Annotated in this window: 12 protein-coding genes, 1 pseudogene and 2 riboswitches; of the genes and pseudogenes, 6 read left to right on the forward strand and 7 right to left on the reverse strand. The window is 38.3% G+C overall.

Annotated features, from left to right (window positions below; translation table 11 throughout):
- Positions 1 to 63: 63 nt before the first annotated feature.
- Positions 64 to 207 (forward strand): small acid-soluble spore protein P, encoded by a 144-nt coding sequence (locus AR328_RS01455; RefSeq protein ID WP_066288398.1) that lies wholly within the window; start codon positions 64 to 66, stop codon positions 205 to 207.
- 43 nt (positions 208 to 250) lie between these two features.
- Here the strand turns inward: AR328_RS01455 and selA are convergent, their stop codons facing one another.
- Both selA and AR328_RS22060 read right to left on the reverse strand, forming a co-directional pair.
- Positions 251 to 1,654, reverse strand: coding sequence for an L-seryl-tRNA(Sec) selenium transferase (selA, locus tag AR328_RS01460; RefSeq protein WP_066288402.1), 1,404 nt, complete (start codon positions 1,652 to 1,654; stop codon positions 251 to 253).
- Positions 1,655 to 1,802: 148 nt separating this feature from the next.
- Positions 1,803 to 1,997 (reverse strand): annotated as a pseudogene (locus AR328_RS22060) (Rdx family protein); the annotation flags it as partial.
- Positions 1,998 to 2,200: 203 nt separating this feature from the next.
- Here AR328_RS22060 and selD point away from each other — a divergent pair.
- Both selD and AR328_RS01470 read left to right on the forward strand, forming a co-directional pair.
- Positions 2,201 to 3,250, forward strand: coding sequence for a selenide, water dikinase SelD (gene selD, locus AR328_RS01465; protein ID WP_082677097.1), 1,050 nt, complete (start codon positions 2,201 to 2,203; stop codon positions 3,248 to 3,250).
- Between the two features lie 46 nt (positions 3,251 to 3,296).
- Complete coding sequence (locus AR328_RS01470) at positions 3,297 to 4,034, forward strand: arylamine N-acetyltransferase family protein (protein ID WP_066288410.1); 738 nt, start codon at positions 3,297 to 3,299, stop codon at positions 4,032 to 4,034.
- Between the two features lie 123 nt (positions 4,035 to 4,157).
- Here the strand turns inward: AR328_RS01470 and glyA are convergent, their stop codons facing one another.
- The 4 genes from glyA to AR328_RS01490 all read right to left on the reverse strand — a co-directional run bounded on the left by glyA (position 4,158) and on the right by AR328_RS01490 (position 9,874).
- Positions 4,158 to 5,408 carry a serine hydroxymethyltransferase gene (gene glyA / locus AR328_RS01475; protein WP_066288415.1) on the reverse strand — a complete coding sequence of 417 codons (1,251 nt, stop codon included), beginning with the start codon at positions 5,406 to 5,408 and terminating at the stop codon, positions 4,158 to 4,160.
- A gap of 198 nt (positions 5,409 to 5,606) precedes the next feature.
- Positions 5,607 to 5,697: riboswitch (glycine riboswitch) on the reverse strand.
- Positions 5,698 to 5,799: riboswitch (glycine riboswitch) on the reverse strand.
- A gap of 140 nt (positions 5,800 to 5,939) precedes the next feature.
- The gene (locus AR328_RS01480) at positions 5,940 to 7,313 is read right to left on the reverse strand and encodes an amino acid permease (RefSeq protein WP_066288418.1); all 1,374 of its coding nucleotides are present in this window, start codon (positions 7,311 to 7,313) and stop codon (positions 5,940 to 5,942) included.
- Between the two features lie 359 nt (positions 7,314 to 7,672).
- Positions 7,673 to 8,611, reverse strand: coding sequence for an L-threonine 3-dehydrogenase (locus AR328_RS01485; protein ID WP_066288422.1), 939 nt, complete (start codon positions 8,609 to 8,611; stop codon positions 7,673 to 7,675).
- Positions 8,612 to 8,680: 69 nt separating this feature from the next.
- Positions 8,681 to 9,874 (reverse strand): glycine C-acetyltransferase, encoded by a 1,194-nt coding sequence (locus AR328_RS01490; protein WP_066288425.1) that lies wholly within the window; start codon positions 9,872 to 9,874, stop codon positions 8,681 to 8,683.
- Between the two features lie 593 nt (positions 9,875 to 10,467).
- Between AR328_RS01490 and AR328_RS01495 the strand changes: the two genes are divergently transcribed.
- Entirely contained in the window at positions 10,468 to 11,955 is a 1,488-nt protein-coding gene (locus tag AR328_RS01495) for a catalase (RefSeq protein WP_066288436.1), read from the forward strand.
- Positions 11,956 to 12,020: 65 nt separating this feature from the next.
- On the opposite strand, the gene AR328_RS22440 is transcribed toward AR328_RS01495, so the two are convergent.
- On the reverse strand, positions 12,021 to 12,179 hold the full coding sequence (locus AR328_RS22440) for a hypothetical protein (RefSeq protein ID WP_156422629.1): 159 nt from the start codon (positions 12,177 to 12,179) through the stop codon (positions 12,021 to 12,023).
- 210 nt (positions 12,180 to 12,389) lie between these two features.
- Here AR328_RS22440 and AR328_RS01500 point away from each other — a divergent pair, with 210 nt between their 5' ends.
- Together AR328_RS01500 and AR328_RS01505 are read left to right on the forward strand one after the other, a co-directional pair.
- Complete coding sequence (locus AR328_RS01500; protein ID WP_066288438.1) at positions 12,390 to 13,946, forward strand: ABC-F family ATP-binding cassette domain-containing protein; 1,557 nt, start codon at positions 12,390 to 12,392, stop codon at positions 13,944 to 13,946.
- A gap of 247 nt (positions 13,947 to 14,193) precedes the next feature.
- Positions 14,194 to 15,045, forward strand: coding sequence for a DegV family protein (locus tag AR328_RS01505; protein ID WP_066288440.1), 852 nt, complete (start codon positions 14,194 to 14,196; stop codon positions 15,043 to 15,045).
- Positions 15,046 to 15,082: the final 37 nt, after the last annotated feature.

Genomic DNA, 15,082 nt, shown 5'->3' on the forward strand with positions numbered 1-15,082 from the left:
AAAAAAAATATTCTGTATAATTTTTCAGCTTCCTTCCATGCTATTTGTTAGGAGGGATATTAAATGAACAAAAACGATGGCAAGGATATGCGCAAAAATGCACCAAAAGGAGATAATTCAGGTCAGCCTGAACCGTTAAGCGGCTCTAAAAAGGTGAAAAACCGCAATCATACAAGACAAAAACATAATTCTAGTCACGATATGTAATCAAAAAAACAGCTGCCGCTCTTAATAGCGCCAGCTGTTTTTCTTATATTACTTGAAGAGCTTCTATAATATGGGCTTCTTCCTCTTCTGTAACAGTTCTTAAATCTATTAATACTTCTTCTTTCTGAATACGTACAATAATGGAAGGAGAAAATTCTGTTCTTAATTTTTTGCCAAGCTGCTCTGATTCCCTTTTTTTATGATTTATAACCGCAACTATAGAGGGAAGATTAACCTCTGGCATTGTCCCTCCACCTATTTGTGCAAAGCTTTCCCTAATTGAAAGGTCGTACTGATCAGAAACACTTTGCAATTTTTTGATAAAAACCTCTGTTCTTCCCTTAAGTTCCTCGCGTGATACTAAAATATCTCTTATAACAGGGATATTCTTTAACCCTTTATCACCTTTAACATAATCCAGCAATGTTCCTTCAAGTGCTGCAAGTGTCATTTTATCCACTCTCAAAACACGAGAAAGCTGGTGTTTTTTTAGAAGACTTATTAACTGCTTCTTGCCGGCGATAATTCCAGCCTGCGGGCCTCCTAATAGCTTATCTCCGCTAAATGATACAATGTCTGCACCTTGCTTGATTACATCTTTCACAACAGATTCTTCACCGATTCCATGCTTTCGAAAATCGTAGAGTGCCCCGCTCCCCAAATCTTCATAGAAAATGATATTTCTTTTCCTAGAAAGATCTGCTAATTCCTCTGTTTCAACCGATTTTGTAAATCCGATTACTTTGAAGTTGCTAGTATGTACTTTCAATATCATCGCTGTTTGTTCATTTAAAGCATTTTCATAGTCAGCCAAATGCGTTTTATTCGTTGTCCCAATTTCAACCAGCTTGGCGCCGCTCTCTTCCATAATGGATGAGATTCTGAAGGAACCGCCTATTTCAACGAGCTGACCGCGTGAGACGACTACTTCCCTATCCTTTGCTAAAGCCTTTAATATCAAATAAACAGCAGCAGCATTATTATTTACAACCATCGCTGCTTCTGCACCTGTCATCTCCATTATTAATGCCTCTACATGGCTATGCCTGGAGCCGCGCTTCCCTTCATCTAATTGATACTCCAAATTGGAATAATGAAGAGCAATTTCAAGCATGTGCTGGGCAGCGTGATCACTCAATCGTGCTCTGCCAAGATTTGTATGAAGGATTGTCCCTGTCGCATTAATCACATGTTTTAATGTGTAATTCAGTTGTTTATGCAGTGCAGTCTCCAGCCTATTAAAAATCTCATCGATGAATTCCCTACTGCCAGGCACTGCACCGAACCAATTATTTCGAGTCAATTCTTCCCGAATCTTTGAAAGGACATTCTTAAGCTGATTCGTCATATGTATATAATCAATCTCGTTAGTTTCTGCCAACAGAATAAATCGTTTTTCCTTTTGCAGCTCATGTACAGGGGGAATATTTCTTAGCAAGTGTTTCACCGTTTTCACTCCTATCTTCATTGAACTATTATATCATTTTTCACTAGCAAAATTCCCCATTCTATTATATTAATAACAGAATCAGTTTACATAATAATATTATTTTTAATAAGTAAAAGTAAAAAACCTTCCTCAATCAGAAGAAGGTTTAATCTACAAATTTGCTCTGTATTATTTCGATAAGTTCATTTGTTTTTGGAAATAATCCAATTTCATCTTTAGAGTAGATCTTTTCGCCATTCACAACCACTTCAAATACTCCGCCTTTGCTAGGTATGAGCTCTATTTTTTCGATAACATGACGGAAATGTGTCAGTAATTCTTCTGCGGCACGCGCAGCTTTAGGAGCATAATTTCACATCATACAAAATTCAATGATGACATTTACCTTCTTCAAACTTCGGCCTCCTCGGAAAATAGGTTTTTTAAATTTTCGTATTTATATATGCCTCATTTTATTATAATCTCGTTTTTCCCGCAAACAATCAGTATTAATTTTGTGATTATATTGTTAAATAAAGGTATACTGAGTGTGGAGGTGGCAAAATGAGCGAGCATGAAAAAATTCGGTTGACTTCCTTGTCAACAAAAGCCGGCTGAGGCTGCAAAATTGGTCCAGAGGACTTGACGCAAGTTTTGCGTCTATTACCACAGCAAGAACGAGTACCTGAGCTGCTTGTCGGCCATGAAACATCAGATGATGCTGGTGTATATAAATTAACCGATTCAATTGCATTAATTCAAACAGTTGATTATTTCACTCCAATTGTTGATGATCCATATATGTTTGGTCAAATTGCCGCTGCAAATGCATTAAGTGATGTATATGCGATGGGTGGTCAGCCAAAAACGGTGCTTAATATCGTTGGCTACCCAGTGAAAAAACTAGGTCCAGACATGCTAGCTGAAATTTTAAGAGGGGCAGCCGATAAAGTGAGCGAGGCTGGTGCCGTAACGGTTGGCGGACATTCGGTTGATGACCAGGAACCTAAATTTGGTTTGTCTGTCACTGGCATTGTTCATCCAGAACGTTTCTGGAGAAATGTCGGTGCGATGCCAGGAGATTCCCTTGTTTTAACAAAACCTATTGGCGTTGGAATTTTGACAACTGGGATCAAAAGAGGTGCTGTTACCGAGGAACAGGAACGAACGGTTACCGATACAATGGCGATGCTAAATAAAACAGCCGCGGAAATTCTGACGGCTTTTGAGCCACATGCTGTCACAGATGTAACCGGATTCGGATTACTTGGACATGGGAGTGAAATTGCCCGTGGAAGTGATGTAACCATCGAGATCGATTACGATAAAGTTCCGCTCTTAGACGGTACATACAAGCTTGCCGAACAAGGAATCATCCCAGGGGGATCGAAGGCGAACCATAAATGGCTAATTGAGGATGTGGAATATGAAAATATCCCCATAGAAAGCCAACTAATATTATGTGACGCGATAACTTCTGGAGGGTTGCTTGTTTCGATGCCGGAAAATCAAGCAGCAGCCTATGTAACAAAATTACATGAAGCAGGAATGCCCTTTGCCTCTATTATTGGCAAAGTACATTCAAAAAAGGATAAATTGATTTACGTGAAATAATAGCGCTTCCCTTTTATTCTAAAAATCATTTGTGAGGATGGTTTTCATGGAAGTTCAAAAATATTTAAAGAGATTGGCAATGGAGAAAAGTTCACCAACTCTCGACTACCTTTCATTTTTGCAATTGAATCACATGGAAAAGATCCCTTTTGAAAATCTCGATGTGACTAGAAAGGTTAGTATTGAACTGGACCTTGGACGCATTTACAATAAAGTAATTGGCCGGCATCGCGGCGGTTATTGTTATGAGCTGAATGGTCTTTTCCAGCAGTTATTAACCGAGCTCGGCTTTAATTCTCATTTAATTGCTTGCACGGTCAATAAGCCAACAGGATGGGCAAAACCAGATACCCATGCCGCCATCATTGTTCAACTCGATCAGCCCTATCTAGTTGATGTTGGATTTGGTGACTCTGTCAGGCAGCCTGTACCTTTAACGGGTGAAGAACGTAGCGATGTGAGTGGGACATATCGGGTCAATCAAACAGCTGAAGGATTATATGATCTCCAAAGATATGAAGAGCAGGAGTGGAAAATATTATATCGCTTTTCTGAGTTATCGAAACAGATCGGTGAATTCAAAGAAGGCTGCATTTACAATCAAATATCTCCTGATTCATCATTTACACATGGAGATATCGTTACTATCGCAACAAAGACAGGCAGAATAACATTAAATGGGTTATCAGTTACTGAAACCAATAACGGGCAGAAAAGTAAGTGGGATTTAACTGAAGAAGATAAAAATCAGTTTTTAAAAGAAGTATTTCAAATTACACTTTAGTATACGTATAGTAATAACTTAAGATAACATAGAGATCGTTATAAACCAAAAAAGACTATCAAATATATGTTAATTGATAGTCTTTTTTACATTGTGATTTTTAGTGGCTTAGCCCTTTACAACTTAAACAAGTACTGATTGTTGAAAAAGCGGATACCTGCTACAAATAGATTTAGTTTGTTCCTTCGCTTTTTCTAAAACTGCTGGGTCCCCTTTACTCTTTAAGACAGATGCAATAATTTTCGCAATTTCCACCATCTCTTCTTTTTTCATTCCACGTGTCGTCAAAGCAGGCGTACCCATGCGGATTCCGCTTGTAACAAACGGACTTTGCGGATCATATGGGATTGTGTTTTTGTTGACGGTGATGCCCGCATCTTCAAGCAGCTTTTCCGCCTCTTTGCCTGTTAAATCCCACGGGCGAACATCTAGTAATACAATATGATTATCAGTTCCTCCGGAGACGAGGGCTGCGCCTTCTTTCACTAACTCTTGACCAAGTGTTTCTGCATTTTCGATGACTTGTTTAGCATATTCTTTAAAACTTGGCTGCAATGCTTCGTTAAAAGCAACCGCCTTCGCCGCAATAATATGCATTTGTGGGCCGCCTTGAATGCCAGGGAACACCGCTTTATTAATAGCTTTGATAATTTCTTCATCATTCGTCAAAATAATACCGCCACGTGGACCTCTTAATGTTTTATGCGTTGTACTGGTCACGATATCTGCATATGGAATTGGTGATGGATGTAGACCTGCAGCAACAAGTCCTGCAATATGCGCCATATCAACCATTAATTTTGCGCTAACTTTATCGGCAATTTCTCTAAATCTAGCAAAATCAATTGTTCTTGTATATGCGCTTCCGCCTGCAATAATTAATTTTGGCTGTTCTTTTTCAGCAATTGCTTCAAGTTCATCATAATCAATCAGATGATTATCTTCTCTTACACCATATGACACAACCTCAAACCATTTTCCTGACATGTTTACCGGACTTCCATGGGTTAGATGCCCACCGTGTGATAAGTTCATTCCCATAATTTTATCGCCTGGCTGAAGCAATGCAAAAAATACAGCTGTATTCGCTTGCGCACCTGAGTGAGCTTGGACGTTTGCAAATTTAGCGCCAAATAATTTAGTTAAACGTTCAATAGCAACATTTTCAACAACATCTACATTTTCGCATCCACCGTAATAACGCTTACCAGGATACCCTTCTGCATATTTATTCGTCAATACGCTCCCCATAGCTTCTAATACATCATCACTTACAAAGTTTTCTGATGCGATTAGCTCTAACGCATGGTGCTGGCGGTGACTTTCCTTCTCAATCGCTTCAAAAATAGTTAAATCATTTTCTCGTAAACTCATATTTATTCCTCCTTCATTTTCAAATCAAACTTTCCCTATCTGTTTTAAAATCACTTTTTTGAATTTGCAATATTGCGAATTCCAAATCGTCTGTTCTGCTACATTCATTCTTTAACAAGACTTTTGCAGGTAAACAATACGCTTTGCTGTCATTTTTTGAACACAAAAAAGGACAGAAAAGGGTATTGATGCGCTCTCTCCCCCTTCTCTGTCCTTTTACCTGAAAGTTTAACTCTATATAAGAGTCTTCCCCTTTGGTGGCGTTTAATAAACGCGCTCTCCAGAGTAACGTCCAGTTGTAGTTCTTCTACCTGAGAGATTAGTTCCAAGGGTATTTTTGGAACTTGCTCCTTCGGTGGCATTGACGACTACACTCTCCTACAACTATCATCCGTACTTTATTTAATTTTCGTAATTATAAGAATAAAAGGTTTATTATAATATGTCAATATTCTTTTGGAAAAATTTCATTTGTTTGAGTAAGTAAGTTGATCACCATTTATTCGACAGGTTTCCAACTCATCTAAATTTTTACGCTGCATTACCTTTATTCGAATGATTTACCTTTAATTGCCTAAACATATAAATCGCTATCAGCATAATAAACCAAACAGGAGTTACGAACAAGGCAACACGAGTATCTTCCGCTAGTGCTAGCACGACAAGAACGAAGGCTAAGAAAGCAAGAATCAAATAATTAGAAAATGGATAAAGCGGTAACTTAAATTTATTCACTTTCGCTAAATCAGGTCTTGTTTTACGGTATTTCAAATGGCTGATAACCGTAATTCCCCAAATAAAGATGAAACATACGGTAGATACACTTGTAATCAGTGTAAATACTCCTTTTGGCATTACATAGTTCAAAACAACGGAAAGGAGAATGACGCCCGTTGAAAAGAGCAATGCATTGGAAGGTACTTTACGGGAATCAAGTTTTGTAAATGGAACAGGCGCATGATTATCTTTTCCAAGTGAGTATAACATCCTGCTTGTACTGAAAATGGCGCTATTGCCTGCAGAAGCTGCGGATGTAAGGACGACAAAATTGACAATACCTGCAGCTGCAGCAATACCTAGCCCTACGAAAACTTGAACGAACGGACTTTCCATTGGGTTGATTGAGTTCCACGGATATACACTCATAATAACAATCAGTGCACCAATGTAGAAAATAATAATCCGAATAGGAATACTATTAATTGCTTTTGGGATTACTTTTTCTGGATCTTTCGTCTCACCTGCTGTCAATCCCACAAGCTCTATACCGACAAAAGCAAACACGACCATCTGGAATGAGAGAATAAATCCATTTATGCCATTCGGAAACATTCCGCCGTGACTCCATAAATTCGTGAGACTAGCTGTGCCTGCATTTGAGGTAAAGCCAGTAATAATCATAAAGGCTCCAACTGCAATTAGTGCTAGAATCGCGATAATTTTAATTAATGCGAACCAAAATTCTAATTCGCCAAAAAGTTTGACAGTTGCCAGGTTCATAACGAGCAACACGACTAGCGCAATTAAAGCTGGCATCCACTGTGGTACACTAGGGAACCAATACTGAAAGTAAAGACCAACTGCTGTTAAGTCAGCCATTGCGATGGAAATCCAGCAAAACCAGTAGGTCCAGCCAGTAATAAATGCTGCCATATTCCCTAAATAATCTTGTACAAAGTCTACAAAGGAATGATATTTCAGATTGCTTAAGAGCAGCTCTCCAAGTGCGCGCATGATTAAAAAGCAAATTAAGCCTGTAATCATGTAAGCAAATAAAATCGATGGTCCTGTTAAATGAATAGATTTTCCTGCCCCAAGAAATAATCCAGTTCCGATCGCTCCGCCAATGGCGATTAGCTGGACATGCCTGTTCTTTAGGCCTCTTTCCAATTGTTGTTCCTGCATAGTTTTCTCACTCCTTTTTTCAAGGGTAGATCCGAGTGTTTCCTAAACATAATTAGATATTTTTCTATAACAATAAAAACAAGAAAAAACAGGAACTTCCCTATTTCTCTATAATAAAAATATAAATTTATAGAATAATAATGTCAATTGAATTTTCTCAATATATTTTATTTTTTAAGCTATTCGAACAAATTAACCATTAATAATTAAGAGAATCGTTAACTTCACCCATCTATTGAGACTAATGAATCATTATAATGAAAAAGTATTCTGAATTTAAAAATAGTATTCTAATTAACGTTCTATTTAAAAAACCAAAAGGCAGCTTTATTTTGCTGCCTTTTGGTTTGCATTTCATCTTATTTACGAAGCTTTTCTAACATATCCTTCGTCATTTTAGCTAAATCATATTCTGCCTTAAAGCCCCACTCTTCTCTTGCAGCTGTGGCATCAAGTGAATTTGGCCAGCTGTCAGCAATTGTTTGACGAACAGGATCCACCTGATAATCCATCGTAAATTCTGGAATAGACTTACGAATTTCTGCTGCGATTTGTTCCGGTTCGAAGCTCATCGCTGTCACATTAAATGAATTTCGATGCTTTAATTTTGAAGCGTCTGCTTCCATCAAGTCTACAATTGCATTTAAAGCATCAGGCATATACATCATATCCATATAAGTTCCTTCGGCAATATAAGATGTATAGTGTTTCTTTTGGATTGCTTCATAGTAAATTTCTACAGCATAGTCGGTTGTACCGCCTCCAGGAGGAGTCACATGCGAGATTAATCCTGGAAATCTCAAGCCTCTCGTATCCACACCAAATTTATAATAGTAATAATCAGCAAGTAATTCCCCTGCCACTTTATTAACCCCATACATAGTAGTAGGGCGCTGAATCGTGTCTTGTGGAGTATGATCCTTTGGTGTGGATGGACCAAAGGCACCAATCGAGCTTGGGGTGAAAAACTTGCAATTTAATTCACGGGCGGCTTCAAGTGCATTTACAAGTCCGCCCATATTTAAATTCCAAGCAAATACCGGATTTTTTTCAGCAGTTGCGGAAAGTAAAGCAGCCATATGAATAATCGTATCCACTTGATACTTCTTAGCCATTTCAATCATCGTTTTCGTATCTGTTACATCTACCACTTCAAAAGGACCAGATAGAGCAGCGTCTGAATCATTTTTTCTAATATCTGTCGCAATTACATTGTCAGTCCCATAAATATCTCTAAGTTTCAATGTTAGCTCTGAGCCAATTTGACCTAATGCCCCTGTAATAAAAACCTTTTTCATATGATCTCCAAACCTTCCCTCTGAAAAATTCTTGTTTGTCTCTATACTTTTGGATTGTATAGCGCGAATTTATTGAATGACACCCATCTCTTTCCCTACTTTTTCATAAATAGCAATCGCTTGATCAAGCATGTCTTTCGTATGTGCAGCTGTTGGCATATTTCTAACCCTTCCAGTGCCCTGCGGAACAGTTGGGAACACAATTGACTTCGCATATACGCCCGCCTCGTTCAGTTTCTTACTGAACTCCTGTGTCTTCACTTCATCACCAATAATACAAGGAGTGATTGGTGTTTCACTTTCACCAATATTAAAGCCTAAATTCTTTAAACCTGCTTTTAAATAATTGGCATTCTCCCAAAGCTTCTCATTCAATTCCGTGCTATCCATTAATATTTCAATCGCTTTAATACTTGCGGCTACATCTGCAGGAGTTAAGGATGTAGAAAACAAGAACGGTCTGCTTCTTACCTTTAACCAATCGATTAACTCTTGTTTTCCGGCAACATATCCGCCAACAACTCCAATTGCTTTTGAAAGAGTGCCAATTTGGAAATCAACTTTATCTGAAAGACCGAAATGCTTTACTGTACCTGCCCCTTCACCTAAAACGCCTGATCCATGAGCATCATCCACATAAGTAATCAGGTCAAATTCTTCCGCGATTTTCACAATTTCCGGAAGCTTCGCAATATCTCCATCCATTGAGAAAACCCCATCTGTAATGACCATGATTTTATTGTATAATCCTGATTCCTTCGCCTCTTTTGCTTTTGCTCTTAAATCTTCCATGTCTGAATGGTTAAAACGGATAATCTTGGCTCTCGATAAACGGCAGCCATCAATGATAGAAGCATGATTCAATTCATCGGAAAGAATCGCGTCATTTTTGTCCATAACAGCTGAAATGGCAGCCATATTACAATTGAAGCCAGATTGATAGGCAATAGCTGCCTCAGTATGTTTAAATTCAGCGAGTTTTTCCTCAAGCTTTACATGCAGTTCTAATGTTCCGTTAATTGTCCGAACGGCCCCCGCTCCAACCCCGAATTTATTAATTGCTTCAGTTGCGGCTTCCTTTAATTTAGAATCGGTAGCCAGTCCTAAATAGTTATTAGAAGATAAATTAATAAGCTCTCTGCCGTTAATTTTGATCATCGGACCATTTGCGCTTTCTAACGGGTCAATGACATTATATAAACCCTTCCCTTTTAAATCCTCTAAATTTTCTTTCAAAAATGCATCTAATGTTTTACTTGACATAATTAAAGCCCCCTCAACATATTCAATTCAATTTGTCGCTTTCCTAAAAACAGATGTCCACCCTAAAAAGACAGTGGTTTTTACCGAAAAGCTAGATATATAAAGGAATATTAACTACTACTTTATCACAATTTATTTATTTGTACATATCTAACGGACAGTTTTGCATCTGAATTTTATTTTAGTTCAACCCCTATATAAAATAGTTTGTCCAATTTTCTAAAAGTGTTCCTACATACGCAAGATGTATCTACTGCTGATCTTTTACAACGATACAATTCGAGACAACTTCGATTTTGAAAATACAATATTGTTTTTGTCTCTCGTTTTAAAAAAGAAGTTCTTTTGTCCAAGTTTATAAATATAGATATATTAATGTTGCTATTACTATTAAGTGCCTGTTTCTTTTAATACTTGCCACTTTATTTTAACACTGCCTTTATACCTACTATTCACTGTATTTACGTTAATTACCTTTATAACATTTATCAATTTAAATTAATTATAATTTAATATTGATTTTCCCTTGAGAAATGTTATCATTGGATTAAGCAATCTATTAATTATATAAAAATGCTAGGAGGTCATTTTTCGTGAATAACAATGATAATCAAAAGAAATTGACGACTGCAGCAGGCGCCCCTGTTGCTGATAATCAGAACTCGATGACAGCAGGTCCAAGAGGCCCGATCCTTCTACAGGATATTTGGCTAATTGAGAAACTAGCTCATTTTGACAGAGAAGTCATTCCTGAGAGACGAATGCATGCAAAAGGATCAGGTGCATACGGAACTTTTACCGTCACTCATGACATAACAAAGTATACAAAGGCGAAAATATTTTCAGAGATTGGTAAACAAACAGAAATGTTTGTTCGTTTCTCAACTGTTGCTGGTGAGCGCGGTGCCGCAGATGCAGAGCGCGATATTCGCGGATTCGCCATGAGATTTTATACAGAGGAAGGAAATTGGGATCTCGTTGGAAATAATACACCTGTGTTCTTCTTCAGAGACCCAATGCAATTCCCTGATTTGAATCATGCTGTTAAGCGTGACCCACGCACGAATATGCGAAGCGCAAACAACAACTGGGATTTCTGGACTTCCCTTCCTGAAGCTTTGCATCAAGTGACCATTGTCATGAGTGACCGAGGAATTCCGAAGTCATACCGGACGATGCATGGATTCGGAAGCCATACATTCAGTATGATCAATGAACAAAATGAACGAGTATGGGTGAAATTCCACATGCGTTCACAACAAGGCATTGAAAACATCACTGATGAAGAGTCAGAAGTACTTGTCGGAAAAGATCGTGAAAGCCATCAAAGAGATCTTTATGAAAATATCGAAAATGGCAACTTCCCGAAATGGAAAATGTATATCCAGGTGATGACAGAGGAACAAGCAAAGAATCATCCTGATAACCCATTTGACTTAACGAAAGTATGGTATAAGAAGGACTATCCTCTCATCGAAGTTGGAGAATGGGTGCTCAATCGCAATCCAGAAAACTATTTCGCTGAAGTAGAACAAGCTGCGTTTACACCAGCTAATGTCGTTCCAGGTATAAGCTTCTCCCCTGATAAAATGCTGCAAGGCAGATTATTCTCTTACGGAGATGCTCAGCGCTATCGTTTAGGTGTTAACCACCATCAAATACCGGTTAACCAGCCTAAGTGCCCTTTCCACAGCTATCATCGTGATGGAGCAATGAGAGTGGACGGCAACAAAGGAAGCACTATTCATTATGAACCAAACAGTTATGGCGAATGGAAAGAACAGCCTAAGTATAAAGAACCGTATTTAGCTCTTCAAGGAGATGCGGGCAATTGGGACTTTAGAGAAGATGATGACAACTACTTTGAACAGCCTGGCCGCCTTTTCAACTTAATGAACAAAGAACAACAGCAAGTATTGTTTGAAAATACGGCTCGTAATATGAATGGTGTTGAAAAACATATTCAGATTCGCCACATCAAGCATTGCTATCTAGCGGATCCTGCTTACGGTGAAGGTGTCGCAAATGCGATTGGCATTCCAATGAGTGAAATCGAAGTGGAATTAAGGGAAGAAAGATAATTGTAAATAATGTTCAAAAGCACACCGGTTACTTAATCTGGTGTGCTTTCGCATGCCTGTTTTCTTTACTCCTCCATAAAAACTCTTGCATAATACAAACTTTCTTCGTCTAGTTCCCCATTTTCCATTGCCTCTTCCAAAGAATTCTTCTGTTCTTCACTTACAATCTGAAAACTTCCTGAAACATTAGGAACTGGTTTATGATTCTCCTTTTTGATGATCATTCATCCCCTTTCGTTTATATACTTATAATGTGGTTTTTTCTTTTGAAAATATTCCCTCCTTCTTTCTAAATCGGGATTATTCTTAACAAGCGTCTTTTTCCTTAATATCCAATCATTTTCCACCCTCCTAGCAGCAAAAATGCTAGTTTTATAATAAAAAATCTTGTATTATGTAAAAATGGATTACTTTCGATGAAGTGGTGATGAATAATGAGTTTATTAAATGTTGAAAAATTAAGTCATACTTTCGGTGACCGAACATTATTTAAAGATGTCTCCTTTCGATTACTTGCAGAGGATCATGTAGGATTAGTTGGTGCAAATGGGGTTGGGAAATCGACCTTGATGAATATTATTACGAAGCAATTGATTCATGATTCAGGTCGTGTAGAATGGACACCAAATGTTCATTATGGTTACCTTGATCAGCATACCGTTTTGACACCTGGAAAAACAATGCGGGATGTCTTAAAGGATGCTTTTCTTCCGCTTTTTGAACAGGAAAAGGCTCTTAATGAAGTGACAGCAAAAATGGCGGAAGCGACACCTGAAGAACTGGAAGTATTATTAGAAGAAATGGGAGAAATCCAGGACCGTCTTGATGCAGGCGGATTTTATTCCCTAGATATTAAAATTGAAGAAGCAGCACGCGGTCTTGGGTTAGATGCCATCGGACTTGATCGGGATGTTTCCGCACTTAGTGGCGGGCAGCGTACAAAAGTGTTATTGGCTAAGCTCCTTTTAGAACAGCCACAAGTACTTTTGCTTGACGAGCCGACCAACTATTTGGACGTTGAGCACATTCGCTGGCTGACGAATTATTTGAAAGATTATCCGTATGCTTTTATGCTTATTTCCCATGATACGGAATTCATGAACCAAGTATCAAACACCATTTTCCATCTGGAATTTTCAAAGCTGACCCGCTATACTGCCAGCTATGAAAAATTCCTTGAATTAGCAGAAATTAATAAAAACCAGCATATTAATGCATATGAGAAACAGAAGGAATTCATAAAGAAACAAGAGGATTTCATTGCGAAAAATAAAGCGAGATATTCAACGACAGGCAGAGCAAAGAGCCGCCAAAAGCAGCTGGATCGCATGGAAAGAATTGATCGCCCTGAAACAGCCATGAAACCAACATTTGAATTTAAAGAATCCCGAGGAAGCAGCCGTTATGTTTTTGACGGGCAGGATTTTGAAATTGGTTATACACAAGCTTTATTGCCAAAAATGTCAATCACGATTGAACGCGGTGAAAAGATCGCGATTGTTGGCTGTAATGGCGTCGGTAAATCTACACTCTTGAAAACCATGCTTGGAAAGATTAAGCCGATTAGCGGTAAAGTGGAGCGCGGAGACTTCCTCTACCCTTCTTACTTTGAACAGGAAGTAAAAGCTGGCAACATCACTCCGATCGATGATGTTTGGAGTGAGTTTCCATCCATGGATCAACATCAAGTGCGTGCTGCTCTCGCTCGATGCGGCTTGAAGAATGAGCATATTTCTCGTCCTTTAAATCAATTAAGCGGCGGCGAGCAAGCAAAAGTTCGCTTATGCAAACTCCTTATGAATGAAAGCAACTGGCTTCTATTCGATGAGCCTACAAACCACCTTGATGTGGTTGCAAAGGAAGAATTAAAACGAGCATTAAAAGAATACAAAGGGACAATCGTGCTAGTTTGCCACGAACCTGATTTCTATGAAGACTGGGTAACGAAGGTTTGGGATGTAGAGGAATGGTCCCAACAGATCCAATCATAATAAATTCATTTTTAACCCCTGATTTTTCAGGGGTTTTTTCTTATTTGTGAGCAATAAATGAATTTTTTCTGATAGTCTTTTATACGCTTACATTTAGTGTATAATGAAACAGGCCCGGCATATATGAAAAGTGGTTTTGAATGTAATATATTTTACAATCAATTTCTCTATAAGGAACCGATGTGTTCCAATATATTGGCATACCCTTTTTAGCCGGTAAATTTTTTGATAAAGGACAAATAAATTTATGACAACCAACAAGATTGCCTGGATTACTGACAGCACGGCATTTATTACTGAGGAGCTGCGGAATCATCCTGATGTATATGTTATCCCTCTCTCCATCACATTCGGCAACGAAACATTTGAGGATGGGATTGATTTAAATACAAGCCAATTATATTCCCGTATCCGCTCATCAAAGGAAATACCAAAAACCTCACAGCCCTCAGCAGGAAGATTCGCTGAGCTTTTTGAAAATTTAAAAGAAAAATACGACTCAGCGATTGCTGTTCATATTTCGGGAAAATTAAGCGGCACCCTTAATAGCTGTCTTTCAGGAGCCGCGCTTGCCGGATTTCCCATTGATACAGTCGATTCTAAATCGATGTCCTATGCGATTACAACTTTAATATATAAAGGTATGAATCTTGTAAATAACGGCATGCCTGCTAAAAACATTGCAGCCATTCTTCAGAAAGAAGCAACCAAATCAGAAAATTATATTTTGCTAGGCAGTCTTGACCAATTTTATAAAGGCGGAAGAATGTCAGGCACAGCCTATTTACTCGGCAGCCTACTTAAAATTAAACCGATCATTCGAATAAACACAAATGGTGAATTTGAGCTTTTTGACAAGGTTCGCTCTGAAAAAAAGGCCGTGAAACGAATGCTTGAGCTGCTTGGAGATTCATATAAGAAGCATACTATACTCCAAGTGCAAATTCTGCACGGGAATGTATTAGATAAAGCAAATGATCTCGCTTCAGAAATAAAAGCCCTCTTCCCTGCTCTCGATATTTTTGTTGGAGAAATAAGCTCCACGATCGCTGCTCATGCCGGTGAAGGAACACTTGCAACCATTTGGCATAATGAATAAAAGGGATTTTCTTAGTTTTGTGGAGAAGCCTTGAAAA

This window comes from Bacillus sp. FJAT-29937, from assembly GCF_001509555.1.
Lineage (GTDB): Bacteria > Bacillota > Bacilli > Bacillales > Cytobacillaceae > Cytobacillus.

Coding starts and splice junctions, on each gene's coding strand:
- AR328_RS01505 (WP_066288440.1), top strand. CDS start 14,194: ATGACAACCAACAAGATTGCCTGGATTACTGACAGCACGGCATTTATT.
- AR328_RS01480 (WP_066288418.1), bottom strand. CDS start 7,313: ATGCAGGAACAACAATTGGAAAGAGGCCTAAAGAACAGGCATGTCCAG.
- AR328_RS22440 (WP_156422629.1), bottom strand. CDS start 12,179: ATGATCATCAAAAAGGAGAATCATAAACCAGTTCCTAATGTTTCAGGA.
- AR328_RS01455 (WP_066288398.1), top strand. CDS start 64: ATGAACAAAAACGATGGCAAGGATATGCGCAAAAATGCACCAAAAGGA.
- AR328_RS01490 (WP_066288425.1), bottom strand. CDS start 9,874: ATGTCAAGTAAAACATTAGATGCATTTTTGAAAGAAAATTTAGAGGAT.
- glyA (WP_066288415.1), bottom strand. CDS start 5,408: ATGAGTTTACGAGAAAATGATTTAACTATTTTTGAAGCGATTGAGAAG.
- AR328_RS01485 (WP_066288422.1), bottom strand. CDS start 8,611: ATGAAAAAGGTTTTTATTACAGGGGCATTAGGTCAAATTGGCTCAGAG.
- AR328_RS01500 (WP_066288438.1), top strand. CDS start 12,390: ATGAGTTTATTAAATGTTGAAAAATTAAGTCATACTTTCGGTGACCGA.
- AR328_RS01470 (WP_066288410.1), top strand. CDS start 3,297: ATGGAAGTTCAAAAATATTTAAAGAGATTGGCAATGGAGAAAAGTTCA.